Here is a 20275-nt window from a genome sequence, read left to right as displayed (position 1 = left end):
GGGTTTGACAGCCGCCATGCGGCGGCGACACAACGCGCGCCCAGGATCCGCGCGCGTCTCTCCACACGCACTGAAGGGACGGCCTTTCCACACTCGTTAAGGGGACTGCTCCACACGACGCAGCGCGGCGCTACTCCCTACTTTGCGCTATACAACTGTTTAAATTCAGAGGGCGTTCTACCTGTATGTTTTTTAAACAATTCACTGAAATGCGGCCTGTCTTCGTATCCAAGGGCTTGGGCGATTTCTTGCACTTGTTTGCCTTGGGCGAGCATAATCTTGGCCTGCTCCATCCGCTCTGTTGTCACAAACTGAACGACGGTCATCCCCGTGACTTTCTTGAACAGATTGGCAAAATAGCTGCCGCTCAAATATACGAGCTTGGCATAATCATTAACAGTCATGTTGGAGGCGACATGTTGACGGATATGCGCAATCACTTGCTCCACCACTTGATTCGCATCCTCCACATGTCGTTTCTGAATCAATTCGCAGCCGATCCTGCATAGTTCCTTGATATTGCCTTGGAGCTCCTTGAGTTTATACAAGGGTTGATTTTTAATTTGCATCAACTGGCGTTCGATCTGTTTCATCTCTTCCGAAGTGAGTTTCTCTGAGAAAACACGATTGATCAGAAAAGCCAAATCATCGCAGTACCCCTTCACCGCTTCTGGCGCCGGAGGTACGACGCTCGTCACGGTTGCCACAAATAGCTCGTCTACGATATCAAATGCTTTGTTCATGTTGCCGGACCGCAGACAATAGAAAAGCTCTTTTTCCTTCTCTGGCGAGTAGCGCGGCGCTGTTTCGTGCTCCGTACTCATATTTTGATAGCTGTATACCGTATTGCCGCCCGTATAGAAACTGTAAGAAAGGGCAGAGAGCGCCTGCTCATAGGAATACGAAATTTGATGTATCGCCAAAACTTCTTCCCCAAGACCCAGGGACACCGTATATCTGGAATACTTCTCTACATTTTCACGACACTGTTCGGCAATGGCTTCCACGCTCAGGTAATCGGGCAAATTGAAGATGGCGACAAACCGGTTCGTGTTATCACGGAACACAAATCCTTTGGTGAAACCCCTTAATGTTTCTTCCAAAATATTTTGTACCGTAAATCGAATCAACTCTACCTCCTGCACAGGCAAAGTCTCGGTTTGTTCGGCAAACTGATCGATTTCCGTCAGCATAACAACGAAGTGCTCCCGTTCCAGTCCAATGTTCAAAAAGTCCCAACGTTTGACCGCTTGTTCCGGTGTTGTGCGAAATTGCAGCAGCAGTTGAAAATATTCCTGCCTCAGATACGGCAAGCTTTCCCGCAGCTTTCTTTCCATTTCATGATACCGCTGCGTTTCGCCTATTTCTTCCTCAATCGACAATTTCGCCTTTAGGACCACTTCAATAATTTTCCTCGGTGTATAGGGTTTAACAATATAATCAAAAGCGCCAAGCTGAACGGCCTGCTGCGCATACTCAAAGTCGGTATATCCGCTTAGAAAAACAATTCTTGTGCGCGGAAGTTTTTTCAGAACCTGCTTGGTCATCTCCAAACCGTTTATTTTGGGCATGCGAATATCAGTCAGGACGATGTGGGGCTCCGTTCTGTGGATGAGTTCAATGCCATTCTCGCCATTGCTTGCTGTTCCGACAATGCGAATACCATGCGATTCCCAATCAATTTGACCTGTGATCCCTTCCACCACTGTCTTGATATCATCAATTACACACATCCTAAGTTCTGTCGTCATCGTTATATCCCTCATCTGCTAGTGGTATGATTAGTGTGACCGAGGTAGATACATAGGGTTCGCTGGACAATTCGATGTTAGCCTCACTGCCGTAATGCAGCCGCAATCGTCCATAGACATTACGAAGGGCATAGCTTTTCTGTGGCGGATGCTCGACCCGCATATTCGCCATGACGGGTTGGACGTCCATGCCTGCGCCATTATCTTCCACCCTAAGCAGCAGACTAGCAGCTGAACGTGTGATGGAGATCCTGATGATCCCCATCTGTTCCATTTCCTGAAATCCGTGTAGAATGGCATTTTCCACCAGCGGCTGCAAGATAATTTTCAATATGTCTTCCTCCAGCAGCAAGTCATCCTCCACTTCAATCGTGTATTGAAACAAATCCTCGTAGCATTTTTGCTGAATCGTCAGATATTGCCTGACATGGTCTATTTCTTTGGATAACGTCGTCATTTCGTTGCCGCCGTTGAGACCTAGCTGGAACAGCAGCGAGAGCGAGGCAATCATCTCGGAAACGTCATGGTTCTGGGCGGACTCCGACTTCCATAGAATCGTGTTTAAGGTATTGTATAGAAAATGCGGATCGATTTGCGCCTGGAGCGCTTTCGCTTCCATCTTGCGCTTCTCGAATTCGGCATCCTTCACATTCTCAATAAGCGAGGCGATTTCTTCCAGCATTCGGTTAAATTTCAACCCTACCTGCGTGACTTCATCCTTATAGTTGCTGGAAAACCTTACCTCCAGGTTATTGTTTTCTACCTTCTTCATCAGTCCCTGCAGCTTATGCAGCGGCTTGAGCAGCACGCTCGAGATGACATTGGACAAGATGAAGGCTAAGACGATACAGCATAACATGATGATGAGCGTGGTTGTTTTGATCTTGTTCACCTGACGCAGCAGATCCGATTGGGTTTGCAAACTAACCATCGTCCAGTCGCCGGTCATGGTCAACCGCGAATAATTGACTAAATAAGGCTTGCCTGCAAGGTTGTATTTGAAAAATCCACGGTCTTGAGATTGCAGTTGCGCTAGAAAAGCTGGATCATCTTGAAAGGCGGACCTCGGGCTATTGATCGGCAGAACGGTCTCGCCACTCCGTGAAATCAGAAAATACGTACTGGCATGATCGAGCAAATCGTCCGTGACGACACTGCGAAGTGCGTCTTCTTTCACATTAACGACGACATAAACATCACGTACATTGTGATCCGTGACAGGCTTCATGACCATCGATATGACCCTCTGTTTCCCCGAGAACAGGAGATCCTCATGATCTTCCACCCAAACGACACGATCCGTCCTATCCAAATAACGTGCTAAGGTCGTATCCCTAAGGCTAACCTGACTGTTCCTAAGATCATTTGTAGCAAACAGTTCGCCGACTGGCGTATAGATCAAAACAGATTGAATCGACGGCTCGATCAATTTCATTTGTCCAAGAGGCGTTTGCAGAGAGGATAACCGCGTATAGTAGTTTGTTGCCACATTCGCCGATACGTCTTCCATCGCTAACTTAAATGGATCGCTTAGCATCATGGAGGAAGCTGCCACAATGATGTGCCTAAGCTTCTCGTCCAACACACGCGCCGATTTATTCAACGTATTCTGACTGGAAATAAATGCCCCCCTTTCTGTCGATCTAAAGGCAATCCAATAAGACATAATACCCGTTAATGCAATGGAGAGAATGGTCAGCATCAGAACGGAAATACGCAGCCGTTGGCGAAGAGAAAGCTGATAATACCATCTTTTCAAACAGTCCCCTCCCCTTCTAGTTATTCAATAAAGATAAGAGACGCGCTGCTTTTGGCGGCGCGCCCCTTGCCATATTGGTATCAAGTCTTTGATCGGTTGAACACTTACTTCGCGAGGCTGCCTTGCAGCTTATTCGGATCGAAGCTTGGATTCGCTTTGGTCTTCGTATCGCCTGCCGTACGTGCTTTTTCCAGTCCCGCGTTGTAACGGGTGGTCAAATCGGTCAGCATCTTGTCCACATCTCCGCCTTCAAGCATATATTTCATGATGGCGTTGCCGAATTTGATTCCCTCTACCTTCGTATCCGTCACATTAAGCGGCGTTGGCGCGTACAGCGCATCGAATTTTGTAGGCAAGAATCCTTCGATACCCGGTGTTGTCGGCTTTTTGGCAACCGCATTGACGTCAGGTACAATCGAGATCCCGTATCCTTTTTCATGATATTCCTTTTGGAAATCTAGGTTATAGATGTATTGCAGGAATTTCCAAGCTTTATCTTTGTTAGCCGTGCTTTTGCTGATACCGATATAGTTCCCGGCAATCACAGACACGGTCCCTTGTTGGTTGCCATCGATTGTCGGCGGCAGTGCGGCACTCCAGTTAATTTTGGTCGGGAATTGGCTTTGGTATACAGCAGGTTCCCCGGAGTGGTTGAAATACATACCGATTTTGCCTGCAGCGAACTGCGCGCGCAGCGGATCAATATCGAGCGACTCCACACCAGGCAGCATGCTGCCTTCCTGCTTCATTTGACGAAGCGCCTCAACAATCGGCTTGTACGTATTGAAATCGAATTGCCCTGTTTTATAGTTATAGCCATCTACCACAGAAGTTCCGCTTAACGATCCGATCGGATTGGCAATCCGTCCGAAGGCTGACGCTGGATTTTTGAAGTTTTCCGCGAAGCCGTAGGCACCGATATCTTTGCCTGCTTCCGTAATCTTCTTGGCATCCTCAACCAGTTCTTTCATCGTTTTTGGCGGCTCGGTGATTCCGGCTTTTTTGAAGAGATCTACGTTATAAATCAATCTCCAATATTGCCCCGTATTCGGAAGTGAGTAAATGCTGCCATCCATCGTATTCATTTCTTCAACCAGCAAATTGTTGTAGCGCTTCTTCATTTCGTCCGTCATCAGATCATTGATCGGCTGTAAATAGCCTTTCTTCACAAACCCCGGGAAATCATTCGTTCGCAAAATATCGGGCGCTTGGTTGCTTGCAAAAGCGATATCGACGGACTGATTAAAGTTATCGGCAAGAACTGTCATTTCGACTTCAATATTGTCCTTGTTCGTTTCATTGAATTTCTTGATGACTTCCTTCATGTAATCCGCATCGTGACGGTCAACTGTCCAGTAGGTCAGTTTCGTCTTTGCTCCGCCAGCTCCTGCGGATGCAGATGCCGTGCTTTTGGGCTCATCCGTTTGTCCACCGCAAGCCGCTAGGGAAGCGACCATCGTTACGCCAAGCAGCGTGCTTAACACTACATTTCTCTTCATGTTGTAAAACCCTCCTAGTTTAGTTTACCTTATGACTTGCTTTATAACAAAAATGTAACTGCTTTCATCTTAATTGCTCTACACCTGGAACCGTGAAGGACAAATCAACTTTTGATAGTGGGGTAAAACACTTTCCTTAGGAGATCCTTTAGCCTTTAACACTTCCGGCGGTTACCTGGATAAATGACTTGTTCGCCAGAACGTAAACAACAAGGATCGGCAGGAAGGAAAGACACGCGCCCGCCATCATAAGGTGTGATTCCGCAGCTGCGCCGATCCCGTAGCGCAAGTTGGCCAGCCCTACTGTCAATGTTTGCAGCTTAGGATTCGTCATAGTGAACACCAGCGGCAGGATGTATTCATTCCATGCGCCGCGGAACGTGAACAGGGCTGTAACGCCAAGTGCAGGACTCAGCAGCGGCAAAATAATCCGCCAATAAACCGTATAGAAATTGCAGCCATCGATGTATGCAGCCTCGTCCAGATCCTTGGGAATCGCCTTAAAAAAGCCGATCAGCATAAAGTAAACCGTGGCATGCGCGCTGATTAAGATGAAGATGACCCCCCACAGCGATTTATTCAGGCCAAGCTTGACCATGAGATCGAACTGCGGTCTCAGCACTACCGCACCGATGGAAATGAACATCGTACTGGCTTGCAGCGCCACGTAAAATCGTTTGCCTGGGAATTTCGTGCGGTCGACCGCATAAGCGGACATTGTAGCGACGAGCAGCGTACCAATCGTCACAATCGTGCTGATAAAAAGGCTGTTCCACGTAAAGCGGGCAAAGTTCGCCTGCTTCCACGCCGTCGCGTAGTTGGAGAACTTCCAGACAGCGGGCAGCAGGGTTGCCCCCGTCGTTAACTCTGCATTCGTTTTAAAAGAGCCTAGAATCGCCATAACGATTGGGAACAGCGTAAAGAAAGCTATGACCAGCAGAAATATCCATTTCAAAGTTTGTCCAGTGAAGTATCCGCTTCTGATAACACCGGATTTCGTATTCATTTGCATCATACAGTCCCTCCTTTTCTTAATCCCGATTCAAGCGTTTGGACAGATAGAAATAGACAATCGTAATGAGTCCAACAATCATAGCCGTTACAAACCCTGCTGCACTACCGTAGCCGATCTGCTGTACAGTGGAAGTAGAAGCGGAAACCGGGAAGAACAATTTGTACACATATAGGTACATGACATCGGTTCTGCCGAAAGGTCCGCCCTCGGTCAGTACCATAATGCTCTCATACCCTTTCAGCGCCGTAATGATGGCGAGCATAATAATCATTTGCAGAACAGGTCCCAGCATAGGAATTGTAATGCTCCAAAATTTCTGTACGGCATTCGCGCCATCGATGGAAGCACTCTCATAGAGATCATCAGGAATCCCTTGCAGTCCGGCGATAAACAGCAGCATATAGTTGCCGATGGCCCCCCAGATTGCCGTAATAATCACAGTCACCATAGCGTAATTCGGTCCCAGCCAATCAATCGCTTGAGAGATCACGCCATACTTGATCAGAAATTGATTGAGCAGTCCGTTATACGAATTAAATATGGTGAAAAACACGATCGACATCACCGATGTACTGATGATAGTCGGCATGAAATAGACTGCCCGCAGAAATACTTTGCCCTTGAGCCCTTTGTTCAAAATGACGGCAAGTACAAGGGAAATAGGCAGGACAATAATAATTTTCCCGGCGGCATAGACGAACGTGTTATAGACGGAATGCCAAAATTCCTGATCCCGAAATAATCTCGAGAAATTATCAAGGCCGATAAATTTCATGTCTCCGAACCCTTGATAATCGTAAAACATATAACGAAGCGCCCAAATAATTGGGTAGATCCCAAGCGCCAAAGTCAAGAATAGACTAGGAAAAATGAAGACATAGGAATTAAAAAGAGAAAACCTTTTTCGCATCGCGCATCTGCTCCTTTTGGTTTATGTATTCCAAGCATAGTACAACCCCGCTAAGGTACGGGAGCGGCTATTCAACTGTATCCGTAGGACAATTCAACTGTTTTATCATTGCTTAGAACAACCCGCCTGCGGCTAGGTCGCCCGGTCCATGCACCTTGAGGCAAGCCCAAGCCACTAACGAACTCAATACGCTTTATTCGCTCAAAATCGCTCATTCTGAAAGTCTAATGAATCCCAGATGCTCTATTACAACCAAATGATCACCATTTCGCCATAAAAGTGCCGGGTAGCGCCAACTCCGTTCATTAAATCTCCAAAGTAGCCATTTTCCGGACAATAAGCATCTTGCAGTTCATTAGATGTTTTTTGAGACAGAAAACCGCCTTAGCAAAGAATGCTGCGGTGAACTCCACGATGAACAACCCAGCCTGCGGCTAGGTCGCCCGGTCCATGCACCTTGAGGCAAGCCCAAGCCACTAACGAACTCAATACGCTTTATTCGCTCAAAATCGCTCATTCTGAAAGTCTAATGAATCCCAGATGCTCTATTACAACCAAATGATCACCATTTCGCCATAAAAGTGCCGGGTAGCGCCAACTCCGTTCATTAAATCTCCAAAGTAGCCATTTTCCGGACAATAAGCATCTTGCAGTTCATTAGATGTTTTTTGAGACAGAAAACCGCCTTAGCAAAGAATGCTGCGGTGAACTCCACGATGAACAACCCAGCCTGCGGCTAGGTCGCCCGGTCCATGCACCTTGAGGCAAGCCCAAGCCACTAACGAACTCAATACGCTTTATTCGCTCAAAATCGCTCATTCTGAAAGTCTAATGAATCCCAGATGCTCTATTACAACCAAATGATCACCATTTCGCCAAAAAAGTGCCGGGTAGCGCCAACTCCGTTCATTAAATCTCCAAAGTAGCCATTTTCCAGACAATAAGCATCTTGCAGTTCATTAGATGTTTTTTGAGACAGAAAACCGCCTTAGCAAAGAACGCTGCGGTGAACTCCACGATGAACAACCCGCCTGCGGCTAGGTCGCCCGGTCCATGTACCTTGAGGCAAGCGCCAGCCCACTGCCGCATCGTCTAACCCTCCAGCTACTTTTCCATACTGCGACTCTCCTCGCCATCCTCAGCAAACGCAAACAAGCCGCAGAGATAGCTCCGCGGCTTGTTTGCAATCTTCTTTATTTAAATAGAAGTTCAAGCTTCCTTGCTGTTTTAAGCTTCATAACGGCACCATGTCTTGCACCCGACGGAAGCTGAATCTTGTGGGTTACATCCTCCCACTTGTCCAGGTCAACGGATTGATAAGCACTGTAGCACTGCTCCTGAAAGCCGTCCACCAGCATGATCCATTGGGTGCTCCCGTCTTCCTCCAGGGCGTACATCGTGGGTCCCTCCGTAAGCTCAGGTGTCAGAAGTTCGGATACCTCCGTAACGGAAGGTCTGTTGCTATCTTCCTTAGCGACACGACAGGAACGAATTGCCTTAAATGCGGTTCCCTTTTCGTTCTGCCCACGCTCATCTTTGTAAAGCATATAATAGTACTCACCCATGTCGGTGACACTGGCGTCGATTACATTGTATCCAGGGTCAAAGAACAGGGAGGCCTCAGAGAACGATTCGAAATTAGAAGTCGTCACGGACCAAATCCGATGGTTTCGCGGACCCATGCCAACAGTGGAAGACCAAATAATCCGATACGCCCGCAGCATCGTGTCATAGAAGATTTCCGGCGCCCACGTGTTCTGTGTCAGTGGGAGGTGCTCCATAACTGGAATCAGCTTGGCATCGTGCCAATTGACCAAGTCGCTAGAACGTGCATATCCGATGCTCAAGCTGCGCCAGCCGTCTGTCCAAACAAGATGAAATCCCCCCTCTTCGTCCTCCAGAAGAAAAGGATCCCTCATTTGTTTCGTTCCCACATCGGATTCAAACAAGGGCATCCCGCCGTTGCTTTCATTCCATTGCAGGCCGTCATGGCTCGACGCTATAAACAGTTTTTCGTCATCCTCTTTGAAATAACTGAACAAATACATGTCTGATTCTCCTTTCTAGCAAGTCCAGTTGATTTCCTTACAATCAAGATGAATAGCTAGTTTTCCCGCCTTATCTGTCAAGGAGATCGAGACATTTTGCTGAATATGATCCATCGCTAGCCCAGTGATGACTGGCTGTACGGAGTCTTCCTCCAAGTCAACCGGGGTGCAGACGGTCACAATGCCCATTCTACCGTTCATTGTGCCTTTACCGACGATTGTCGATGTTTCCGTTTTAACGCCATAGATTTCGGATACCCAGCCTTGTTCGCTGACGACAGCAAAATGATCGCTTTGATCGCTGCTCACCATCCAATGCATCCGCAGCTGAATGGCTGAAGAATAGTCAATCATTGCCTTCGGCTTTGCATCGCCCTCATCAAGGATCCGCACATTCGCTGAGGGAGGAAGTTGGAATCTTTGTTCAATGTCATGCATCCCCTCGGATTCCAACCAGTCCACGACAATCATGAAGCTCCTCTTTTTCCCAAGCAGCAGCCAGCGCCGATGCTGAACAGGGGCATCAAGTCGCTGGTAACCATTGTGGGAAGCATCGATAAAATCATACTCGTCCCCTGTTATCCACCGATTCGTCACGCACTCCGCCGCTGGGATTCCCCATTCCTGTGAGGCTACGTAAGGCGTCTGATCCAGTCCATCCACTACAACCGTATTATGCGCGCGTGTGCTTTTGAAGTAGCGGCGCCATTCCCCTTCTTCATAGGTGTATCTGCCTGGATCGAGAAAGAGCAGGTTGCACTTCCACATCCATTCCAAATTCAGCGCATCCGCATGTCCATGAGCCCCGCCCATAGAGGCCGCGTCAAAAAACAAATAATTCTGATCATCCTTCATGATGTAAAAACCCGTTCGCGGGAAAGATACCGTCGTAGGCTGCTGAGGCTTAAAAGATTGCTGTTGTTTTTTGAAATTTTCAAACCTGTCTCGCCCGAACATCCAGAGAATTTCGGAACTCATTTCACCCATTGCGATAAATTGTTCCTCTTCCAGAATGGCCCCCAGTAAGGCAAGACGCTCCGTGCCGGAACTGATCAAATCCGAATCACCTGCGGCTGTAGACCCGTGATCGGGTCTGATCATGGCATGTGTGAAGGCCCCCATTCTGCGAAGGTTGTTCGCATACCATTCGGACATCGGATAGCCGGACAATTTCCCCAGCAAGTAGGGAGCTCCGAACATTTCAATACTTCCATTGTGATAATGGGTCGTTAACTCGCATTGCACACCATCTGCGTCAATCTGATGAACCATGCATAACTCCAGCCGCTCGGTGGCAAATTGCCGCCAAAAGGATGCCCGGGGATGCTCATTATAAAAAACGCTGATCATAAATAAGCCCTGCATATGCATAATGGCATGATTGATTTCTATGCTCCCCAAATAACTAGTCAAATAATTCGCATGCTCAACGAGTGACGATAGAAATTCTTCGCGAAAATGAGCTGTAATCACCGAACTGCCTTCCATGTATTTATATGCCGATATCCAGGATTGAACACGAAGTCCAACCTCCAGTAAGCGCCAAGGTCCCGGTTGTTGAAAAAACGTAGCTTCTTCGTAAGAAAGATCCTTAGGAACAGGATTCTGCACGATCCAGCCGCGCAGATGTTTGATGAAAGTATGAACATAGTCCTCTTTGTGCGTGATCAAATAGGCTCTGCCCAAATCCAGCATGTACCAATGCCGATTGAGCACCCACGTGAATTCGAGATCATTGGAAGGATTATATCGCCAATCAATCGGCTCGCCCAGGTCAACCCAATGATCCATGTCCATCGAAAAGGGAACGCGAAACAAGTTCCTGCTTGCTTGCTCCGCCTTTTCAATAGAAGCCTTCGCCAGCTCTGGATATTCCCCAAGATAATGCTTGCCCGCCTCCACTAATTCCTCATTCGTTAAATAATAATTCATCTCTGCCTTCCTCCTATTAGGTTCCAAGAGTTAAGATATGTGAACATTATAGTAGATAAGGCGAATGGCTAGAGATAGACGTTTCAACTTTTCTGAGGGGAGAATGAGACTTTCTTGGGACTAAATCAAGTCAGACTTTTGCAGCAGCCGCTCGACAATGGCCGCAACTTCAGCTCTTGTGATGTACGCTTTCGGAGCGATCTCTGACCCGTTTCTGCCCGCTGCTATGCCTGCTTGCAAACAATCGACAATGCCATCCTTCGCCCATCCCGCTGCTTGATTGGCATCTTGAAATGGCTGTAATACCGCTTGCGCTGCTGAAGACGGCAGCTTCGCTTTTAGACCCGTGATCTTCATCGCTTTGGCGATCATCGTCATGGCCTGTTCGCGGGAAATTAGGTCCAGCGGATGGAACGTGCCGTCTTCAAAACCGTTGATCAACTGGTACGCATAAGCGGTCTTCACCGCGCTGCTGTACCAATCTGATGTCTTCACATCCGAGAAAGGCATGGCTCCATTTTCCAACTTAAGCCCCAGTCCACGAACAAGGATGGCCGCAAACTCGGCGCGGGTAATCTCACGGTCAGGATTGAACATCCCATGGCCCATACCGTCAATGACCATTCGTGATCCCATGTTGTTAACGGAAAGTTTGGCCCAATGGTTAGCAACATCGCTGAATTCCACTGGATGCCATACAACCGAGTAGGTACTGTTGGTCAGGCTGCTCACTTTGGCGTAATGTTTCCCATCGATCACAATGACCTTCGTCGGAACATGGCGGACCGTTCCATCCGGTTCAATAACAACGCCTGTCGTAATCTTGGTTGGATCAACACCATCCGGAATCGCCAGAGTTCGCTCTACATAGACATTGAAACTCGCTACTTCGACTGTTTTATCTCCATAGATCCCTCTCACCGTAAAGTTCAGAGGCGGTGCGATCAGCGTGAACGTTCCTTGGGCTGCTGCGTTCTCCACGATCTTCACCATATCTGCTGTCGGTACAGCGATTTGGATCTGTACCTTGATCTCTTGGAGATCATCTGATTTGCCGATTTGATCGGATATCGCTTTAATATTGAGCTGCTGCGCAGGTATTCGATAGCTGCCGCGATCGGTTTTGATTTCCAGCACCGCTTGGTTGTCTTCCATATTTCGGACCATCCGGCCATCCAGCTCACCAATCACAACATCGGATAGTCCCTTTACAGGAATCGTGACTACCGCATGCTGACCTTCCGCCGCAAGCCTCTTTGCCAGCTTATTCTGGTCCATCGTGATGGTTGTGACAGACTGTGAATTCACCCTCGTCACCTTAACCGTTCCTGCATTCTCCAATTTGCCATTGACGAGAATAATAGCATCTGAGTCATCAGACGTTCCTCCTGATGAAGAGGACGGTTGTGTGGTGGGAGCAACCGCTTCTGGTTTTACCGCATTAGAAACATCAGAAACAAGGCTGCTGCCGACACTGTTGGTCGCAATTACCGTAAACGTATAGGTGGTACCATACGTCAAGCCCGTGACAGTAATCGGACTGCTTGTACCGTTAGCCGTTAAACCTCCCGGATTCGCGGTCACGGTGTACCCGGTTATGGCGCTGCCCCCATCGTTAACAGGTGCTGTAAATTTCACCTTTGCTTGCGATTCACCTTTTGCAACTTCAGCCGTTACAGCCGTCGGTGCATCTGGTGGCGTGGTAACGCGATCCAATTTCTGAATGCGATGATTATCGGAATCCGCCACGTAAAGCTTCCCGCTGCTATCCACAGCTACACCGAGCGGACCTCGAAATTCACCCAAGTGGCTTCCCGGACGACCACCCAGCTTCGCCCACTCGCTCCACACATTCGTTGTAACATTCAACTTCTGGATGCGGTTGTTATTGGAATCAGCCACATACACATTCTGGGCGCTATCTACCGCCAAGCTGTATGGTTCATTAAATTCACCGAGGCCGCTGCCTGGTCCGCCCCCACTCTTCTTCCACTCGCTCCATGCGCCAGTCGCTGCATCCAGCTTCTGAATCCGATGATTGCTCATATCCGCCACGTAGACATTGCCCGTGCTGTCTACCTCTACGCCGCTTGGTTCGTTAAATTCGCCGAGACCGCTTCCTGAGCCGCCACCGCTTTTCTTCCACTCGCTCCATGCGCCTGTAGCTGCATCCAGCTTCTGAATGCGATGGTTGCCGTAATCGGCCACATAGACATTCCCATAGCTATCTACCGCTACACCGCTTGGATATTCAAACTCACCTAGACTGCTTCCTGAGCCGCCGCCATTCTTCTTCCACTGACTCCATACACCTGTTGCTACTGTGAATTTCTGGATACGGTGATTATAGAAATCGGACACATAGACGTTCCCATCTTTGTCTACAGCAACATCGGTTGGTCCATCGAATTCACCCAGTCCGCTTCCTGAGCCGCCGCCGCTCTTCTTCCACTCGCTCCACACGCCTGTTGCTGCATCGAGCTTCTGGAGGCGGTGGTTGCCGAAATCAGCCACATAGACATTATTTCTGCTGTCTAGCGATAGGCCATTGGGAAATCTGAACTCGCCGAGGCCTTGTCCAATAATTGCCCCCCGATATCCCCACTCGCTCCACTGCCCACCCGCCGCACTCAGCTTCTGAATCCGATGATTATCGTAATCGGCCACATAGATATTCCTGTTGCTATCGACCGTCAGGCCCTTGGGATGATTGAATTCACCCAACCCGCCGCCAGAGCCACCGCCGCTTTTCTTCCACTCGCTCCACATGCCACTAACGGCATCCCGCTTCTGGATACGATGATTATTATAATCTGACACGTAAACATTATCGCCACTGTCAAGCGCTACGCCGAAAGGTTGATTAAACTCGCCCAGCCCGCTCCCTGCGCCGCCACCATTCTTTTTCCACTCGCTCCATAAGCCTGTAGCTACAGTCAACATCTGGATTCGATGGTTTCCGGAATCAGCTACGTAGATATGCTCCCCGCTGCTGTCTACCGCCACGCCCTTGGGATCTATGAACTGACCTAGGGCTTGGCCACTCCCCATACCATTCGCCCACTCGCTCCATTCACCTGTGGCTGCTGTAAGCTTCTGGATCCGATTATTTCTAGAATCAGCTACATAGAGATTTCCCCATTTATCTACGGCCAACCCTTTGGGATCACTAAACTCACCTGATCCGCTTCCTGACCTGCCATCACTCTTCTTCCACTCGCTCCACGTACCTGCAGCTATATCCAGCTTCTGAATGCGATGATTGCTGCTGTCAGCTACATACAAAATATCAGCTTTGTAGACAGCCACACTAACGGGCGAGCTAAATTCCCCCAGCCCGCTGCCGTAGCCGCCGCCAGCCTTCATCCACTCGCTCCATTGGCCTGTCGCTGCCGTCAGCTTCTGAATCCGATGATTACTGGTATCGGCCACGTAAACATTACTTTCGCTGTCCACCGCTACACCGCCCGGACCAGCGAATGTTCCAGCGACATCATCGCTGACTTGTCCGATCTTGGCGTATTGAATCCATTGATCTGCCGCTTGCACAGGAACCGTGAATAAGGTCATATAGACCATCAAGATTACAATACTCCATACGCCTATCTTTCCTAAACCGTGCTTTGCATGTCTCTCATTCATCTCTTTCTTGTCCTCCTCCGGAAGATTCATAAATTATGTAAGCCCCCGGTACATTCTACAGGACAGGTCTCTCAGAATTCTCACACAGGCGCACAAAAAACCTAGCCTGCGGCTAGGTCATCAAGTCAAGGTACGAGGAAAACCAAGCCCCGAGGCAAACCCAAGCCCCCTAACGAACTCAATACCCTTTATTCGATCAAAATCGCTACTTTTGAAAATCTAATGAATTCCAGATGCTCTATTTCAAGAAAATGATCACCTTTCGGCCAATAAAGTGCATGATAGCGCCAACTCAGTTCATTAAAATTCCAAAGTAGCCATTTTACTGTCTATAAGCATAATGCAGTTCATTAGATGAGACATCAGCCTCTTACTAGCGACAAAACCTATTAGCGATGGGAACTATGGGACGCTATTTAGACAAATAGCTGGGATGTGGGAGCAATAGCGGAACTACAGGGTCTTATTGTCACAAAAAGCGCTGAATTTCCCCATAAACAGCATAATAGCGTACTGGAGTTCCCTCAACCTGCCGATAATGACACTTTTGGCTAAAATAGCGGCCTGAAGTTCCCTTATTTCTGCGAAAGGAAGCTGGCGCACAAAAAACCTAGCCTGTGGCTAGGTCCTCTATCATTTGGTGCTGGAAGAAGAACCAACTACCTTATTTACCGTATCGAACCGCGTAAATCGTCGTCATCTGTCCCAAAATAAACATTCGAAACATGATCCTGCACGTCAATGTGCCCGGAGATGACATCCACAACCAGTTTTCCTTGTCTTTTATAATTTGTAATATAAACATCCTTCACACAAGACACCTGATTTACACCCTTTAACAAAGCCTTCTGCTCCCCGGCCCCCTGGTAGGTGACATTATCCAGCGTAATGTTTTGGATTATTCCCCCATCCCTATCTCCAGGAAACCGTTCATCCGTTCGGAATTGAAACACGGCAGCTTTATAGGGATCTCTAAAAGCGTCTATTCTTATATCCTTAAATACGATATTTCGAATATGATTCCCCCCATTTGCCCATAACTTCAGCACGCCTGTGAACTTATCGAGGATGTATACCCCTTGTTGATTCAGGACATCGATATTTTGAAATGTCAAATCTGAAATGTGGGCATCGGCTACACTCCCCAGACCTATGAGAATCGTATGCGCGTCATCTCCCCACAGCACACTATTTTGCACCGTATTCAAGGACGTCTTGCCATAATGATACATCACGATATCATCATCAGGCGTTCTAATAAATACACCCGTAATTAGACCATGGCTCGATCCACTAAAATGGATGCCGTCCGCATTCACTTCATAAGCAATAATATGAATGTTTTTGACAACCGGTCTTGTGGAAAAATTCATCACGACGGCCCACATGGTTGGATCTATAAGCGTAATTCCCTCCACGAGATTATCACATCCGCTGCTTAACCAAATGGCCCCGGTCCTGCCTTCGCCTGGATTCGGATTGGTATGCTGTAATTGACTGCCATCGAGGATGCCACGGCCCCTTATGGTCACACGATCCACTTCATCAGACGAAATGGACCCGTAACAAACGGCACCTGGTGCCAGGTAAACCGTCGTATCATTTTGCGAAATAAAGAAAGATTCGCCCGAATGCCAGTTCCCATAATTGGAACTTGTCTCATAACCGGTATGCTCATTCCCGTCAACGGCATGGATGTAGCTGGGCATTGCTCCCGCGATTGCGCGATTCAGCGCCAAATTCACAGTACCGCCCGCTTCATACACTTTGAACTCGCCGATTGAATTGCTGAACACCCAACCGGAAGCAACGTTGCTTCCCAGCAGCATGAGCCGCACATATCTGGCTTTCTTGGGAGCAAAGGTTCTCGTCAAATATCCCGTATCCGTATTATTGGTACCATCATAAGCAGCGGTATAAGGTTCATCCGCCTGCACTTTCGTTTCCACCACAAACTTATTCGGATACGAGAGAGGTTCCATGCCTAATCCTTGCATTTGTAATATCGTCTGCCTGAGATCAAATCGATCAATCATATACTCAGCACCAAGATCAACCTCTAGCCAAGAACCTTGCGGCAAGGTGTGCTGTCCAGGTTTAAAATAATAAGTATCTTTCCCCTCAGGCAATTGCAAAGGAATCGCATCCCCTGGATGAATGAGGTGAACATTAGGAGCGCATTCCGAAGGTACATCCGTCTCCAATGGATTCGTTAGGATATGAAGGTCTTCTGTATTCCAACTGTCATTGATGCGAATGACGATTTTACGTGGAGAATCCTCGTTTTGTGTGGTTGAAAAGGTAAGGGTATTCCCCACTTGCGCAGCATCAATGCCATAGGAATTGGGCCTAATATCGTAACAATTAACCCGCCCCCCGTGATAGGCGACTTTAACATCTATCGTGCCGGAGAAGTCGAAAATCACCATGGAAGAATCAAACTTCGTTCCATCTTGATGACCTAAACTAACATTGTAGACGAATAAATCGGTCCACTCCGTCTCATTCGCCGGCTTAATCTGAACCGTGAAGGTAGGATTCATTGCAATCCCTGCCGGTGGAGACCATGTATGAACAATATTGAGCATTATTCCTCCTATGAAACCTGAATATGATTGCAGCTTATGGCTAATTAGCAATGATTACATTGTCAAAATAAAAGATTCCGCCTACAGGAGATTCGGACGACACAAAACCTACTCTGCCTATATCATTGGTTGCGGACTCCAGCGATTTGTTCGCATTGATAAGTACATTATCGACGTACAAATCAAAAGTGTCCGTACTCGTATTGATAATGAGCTTCACATCGTACCATTGATTGATGTTGTAAGGCATTAACGCTGCCCAGACATTCCCGTTGTTGCTGTATACATTTCCGCCGCTATCGAAGCCAACTTGGGTAAGTTCAGTGCCTGCGGAGTTGTATACCGCCAGCGATTTCCAGTTGGTTTTGTTGGCTATGTTCATTCTGGCTTGTACCGTCACGATGCCGGACATAGCGTTTATGGACGTATACGAATTGACGATGCTGCTTGTCGTCTTGTACATTTTCACGCTTTTATCAGCCATACTTGGTACCGCCTGAACAGTGGCTCCCGATGTGCTGGTCCACCCGCTTGGCGCGTTTCCGATCGTATCCGAGTTGAAATCGCTATCCACAATCGTATGCAGGAAAGCTACCTTCACTTGGTCAAAATAATACGTTCCTGCGGCAGCTTCACCCGAAGTAAACATGACAGCGCCAATATTGGCAGTTGATACTTCGAATGACTGGTTGGACGCTTTAAGAACGCCATCAATAAAGAGATTGTATCGATCTGTTGCCGTGTTTAATTCTATTTTGACGTCATACCATTGATTGATATTGTAAGGCATGAAAGCAGCCCAAACCGTACCATTATTGCTGTACATGTTGCCTGCCGAGTCAAAACCGACCTGCATCAGCTCCGTCCCGGAAGCGTTCATGACAGCTAACGATTTCCAGTTGGTTTTGTCGACAATTTTCATTTTGGCTTGCACAGTCACGATACCGGATGTTGGAGGTAAGGATTTGGAACTGCTTATGGCGGCGCTTGTCGTCTTGCTCATACGGACGCTCTGGTCGCTCGCGCTCGGATCAGGCTGAACCGTTACTCCCGGGCTGCTCGTCCAGCCTGCAGGGGCGTTTCCTGCCACATCGCTATTGAAATTGGCTGTATACGAATAGTTAACATTCGATACACTCCCCGCGCTCGTGATGTTGCCTGACGCTTGATCCGTAACAAGGATGCCATTTCTTGTATAGTTGTTGATATAAATATCTTTGACATCATTGCTGCTGCTCACGCCGGACAATAACGATGTCAATTCCCCGCTTCCCTTATAGGCAATGTTATCGAGCGTGACGTTTGAAATTCGACCATTGCCTTCTCCGGCAAACCGTTCATCGGTGCGGAATTGAAACACGACGGATTTGGCAGGGTCTCGGAAGGCTTCTATCCGGATGTCTTTGAATAAGACATTTTTAATTTCATTGCCGCCATTGGGCCATAACTTCATGACACCGTTAAATTTCGTAAGATCCACAACTCCCTGTTGGGCAAGGACATCCAAATTTTGAAAAGTTAAATCGGTGATATTGGCATTAGGCTCCGTTCCCAAACCGATGAGCAGGGTATGTGCGTCATCTCCCCACAGCACACTATTCTGAACGGTGTTGAATGAGGTTGGACCATAGTGGTACATGACAATATTATCGTCCGGTGTTCTTACGAATGAATTCGTCACCAGCCCGTTCGTGCTGCCGGAGAAATGAATGCCATCTGCATTCGCCACGTAAGTGATAATATTAACGTTTCTAACTGTAGGCCTTGTTGAGAAATTCATCACGACCGTCCACATGCAGGCGTCTTGAATCGTAATTCCTTCGATCGTATTGTCGCTTCCATTATTCAGCCAAATAGCGCCTGTTCGTCCTTCCCCAGGGCTTGGGTTCGCATGCTGCAGCAGGCTTCCATCGAGGATGCCACGGCCTTTAATGGTCACATTGCTGACGCCATCAGATGAAATGGAGCCATGTACAACTGCACCTGGCTGCAGATAGACCGTCGTATTGTTCTTGGAAATATAGAACGACTCTCCCGGGTGCCAGTTGCCATACCCCTTTTTTGAGCCAAATTGGGTCAGCGAATTGCCATCGAATAATTGCGTGTAGCTGGGGAAGGCCCCGGCTATCCCATGGTTCAAAGCTAGATTCGTCGTGCCGCCAGCTTGCATAACCTTAAATTCTGTGACGGTACTGCTAAACAAATACCCCGAACTCACATTGCTTCCAAGCAGCCGCAGCCTCACATATCTCGCATTTTTGGCCGGAAAGCTCTTGGTTATCGATCCCAGTAAACTGTTGCTTGTCCCGTCATAGGCCGTCGTGTAAGCGTCCCCCGCATTGACTTTGGATTCAACGATGAACTTATTCGGATACTCAGGGCCATTCGTGTATAAAGGCGCCTGCTCAAGACCAATCTTGTCGATCGCATAGACAGCACCAAGATCAACTTCCGCCCATGACCCTTTGGGCAGCGTGTGCTCGCCAGCTTTAAAATAATACGTATCTTTGCCGGCCGGCAGCTCCAGGGGGATGGCATCTCCCGGATTGATCAGATACACATTGGACGCCGTTTGCGACGGAGCATTCGTTTCAAGCGGATTCGTTAGGATATGCAAGACGCCTGTATCCCAGCTGTTATTGATACGCACGACGATTTTACGTGGCGAGAGATTATCCTGTACCACGGAGAAAGAGAGTGTATTCCCCGTCTGGACAGCCTGAATCCCATAGGAGGATGGCGTAATATTATAGGAGCTAATCGTTCCCGCATTGTAGGTTACTTTTACGTCTAATGAACCGGAAAAATCAAAATTCACATACGATGAATCGAAATTCGTGCCATCCTGATGGCCTACTTTTACATTGTATTCATAGAGATCCATCCAAATTGCCTCGTCCGATGGTTTCACCTGAACCGTGAATGTTGAATTCGCTGCGGTGCCTGATGGAGGAGACCATGAATGGACTAGATTTGCACCTGCGGCTTTCGCATGTAACCCGCCTAAAGAACCTATCATAGCAACCAATAGGAATAAAAAGAACGGCAATCGCTTCATCATGAACATATGAATTTCCCCCGTTTCAAATTAGCGCTCAAGCGCGGTCTGGGATACAAGATAAGTGGGGAAC

The 20275-nt window shown here is 48.0% G+C and carries 11 protein-coding genes; all 11 read right to left on the bottom strand.

Annotated features, from left to right (window positions below; translation table 11 throughout):
- Positions 1–137: 137 nt before the first annotated feature.
- The 11 genes from LOZ80_RS37075 to LOZ80_RS37025 all read right to left on the bottom strand — a co-directional run bounded on the left by LOZ80_RS37075 (position 138) and on the right by LOZ80_RS37025 (position 20211).
- Complete coding sequence (locus tag LOZ80_RS37075; protein WP_238169168.1) at positions 138–1751, bottom strand: response regulator; 1614 nt, start codon at positions 1749–1751, stop codon at positions 138–140.
- Positions 1735–3510: a sensor histidine kinase gene (locus LOZ80_RS37070; RefSeq protein WP_238169167.1), complete on the bottom strand. Its 1776-nt coding sequence runs from the start codon at positions 3508–3510 to the stop codon at positions 1735–1737. The genes LOZ80_RS37075 and LOZ80_RS37070 overlap by 17 nt, the downstream gene beginning before the upstream one ends.
- A gap of 104 nt (positions 3511–3614) precedes the next feature.
- Positions 3615–5009, bottom strand: coding sequence for an ABC transporter substrate-binding protein (locus LOZ80_RS37065; RefSeq protein ID WP_238169166.1), 1395 nt, complete (start codon positions 5007–5009; stop codon positions 3615–3617).
- A 148-nt stretch (positions 5010–5157) separates the two neighbouring features.
- Positions 5158–6015, bottom strand: a complete 858-nt coding sequence (locus LOZ80_RS37060; RefSeq protein WP_443147096.1) for a carbohydrate ABC transporter permease — start codon at positions 6013–6015, stop codon at positions 5158–5160.
- 25 nt (positions 6016–6040) lie between these two features.
- Entirely contained in the window at positions 6041–6934 is an 894-nt protein-coding gene (locus tag LOZ80_RS37055) for a carbohydrate ABC transporter permease (protein ID WP_238169164.1), read from the bottom strand.
- A gap of 909 nt (positions 6935–7843) precedes the next feature.
- Positions 7844–8023, bottom strand: coding sequence for a hypothetical protein (locus LOZ80_RS37050; protein ID WP_238169163.1), 180 nt, complete (start codon positions 8021–8023; stop codon positions 7844–7846).
- Positions 8024–8127: 104 nt separating this feature from the next.
- Complete coding sequence (locus LOZ80_RS37045; protein ID WP_238169162.1) at positions 8128–8982, bottom strand: glycoside hydrolase family 43 protein; 855 nt, start codon at positions 8980–8982, stop codon at positions 8128–8130.
- Positions 8983–8997: 15 nt separating this feature from the next.
- The gene (locus LOZ80_RS37040) at positions 8998–10914 is read right to left on the bottom strand and encodes an alginate lyase family protein (RefSeq protein ID WP_238169161.1); all 1917 of its coding nucleotides are present in this window, start codon (positions 10912–10914) and stop codon (positions 8998–9000) included.
- Between the two features lie 120 nt (positions 10915–11034).
- Positions 11035–14556, bottom strand: coding sequence for an S-layer homology domain-containing protein (locus LOZ80_RS37035; protein WP_238169160.1), 3522 nt, complete (start codon positions 14554–14556; stop codon positions 11035–11037).
- A 668-nt stretch (positions 14557–15224) separates the two neighbouring features.
- Positions 15225–17144, bottom strand: coding sequence for a glycosyl hydrolase family 28 protein (locus LOZ80_RS37030; protein WP_238169159.1), 1920 nt, complete (start codon positions 17142–17144; stop codon positions 15225–15227).
- 40 nt (positions 17145–17184) lie between these two features.
- Positions 17185–20211 carry a discoidin domain-containing protein gene (locus LOZ80_RS37025; protein ID WP_238169158.1) on the bottom strand — a complete coding sequence of 1009 codons (3027 nt, stop codon included), beginning with the start codon at positions 20209–20211 and terminating at the stop codon, positions 17185–17187.
- Between the last annotated feature and the right edge of the window lie 64 nt (positions 20212–20275).

The organism is Paenibacillus sp. HWE-109 (genome assembly GCF_022163125.1).
GTDB lineage: Bacteria > Bacillota > Bacilli > Paenibacillales > NBRC-103111 > Paenibacillus_E.
The sequence above is the reverse complement of the archived record's forward strand: the minus strand, read 5'-3'. Positions and strand labels throughout refer to the sequence as shown.

Coding starts and splice junctions, on each gene's coding strand:
- LOZ80_RS37075 (WP_238169168.1), bottom strand. CDS start 1,751: ATGACGACAGAACTTAGGATGTGTGTAATTGATGATATCAAGACAGTG.
- LOZ80_RS37065 (WP_238169166.1), bottom strand. CDS start 5,009: ATGAAGAGAAATGTAGTGTTAAGCACGCTGCTTGGCGTAACGATGGTC.
- LOZ80_RS37060 (WP_443147096.1), bottom strand. CDS start 6,015: ATGAATACGAAATCCGGTGTTATCAGAAGCGGATACTTCACTGGACAA.
- LOZ80_RS37055 (WP_238169164.1), bottom strand. CDS start 6,934: ATGCGAAAAAGGTTTTCTCTTTTTAATTCCTATGTCTTCATTTTTCCT.
- LOZ80_RS37050 (WP_238169163.1), bottom strand. CDS start 8,023: ATGCGGCAGTGGGCTGGCGCTTGCCTCAAGGTACATGGACCGGGCGAC.
- LOZ80_RS37045 (WP_238169162.1), bottom strand. CDS start 8,982: ATGTATTTGTTCAGTTATTTCAAAGAGGATGACGAAAAACTGTTTATA.
- LOZ80_RS37040 (WP_238169161.1), bottom strand. CDS start 10,914: ATGAATTATTATTTAACGAATGAGGAATTAGTGGAGGCGGGCAAGCAT.
- LOZ80_RS37035 (WP_238169160.1), bottom strand. CDS start 14,556: ATGAATGAGAGACATGCAAAGCACGGTTTAGGAAAGATAGGCGTATGG.
- LOZ80_RS37030 (WP_238169159.1), bottom strand. CDS start 17,144: ATGCTCAATATTGTTCATACATGGTCTCCACCGGCAGGGATTGCAATG.
- LOZ80_RS37025 (WP_238169158.1), bottom strand. CDS start 20,211: ATGTTCATGATGAAGCGATTGCCGTTCTTTTTATTCCTATTGGTTGCT.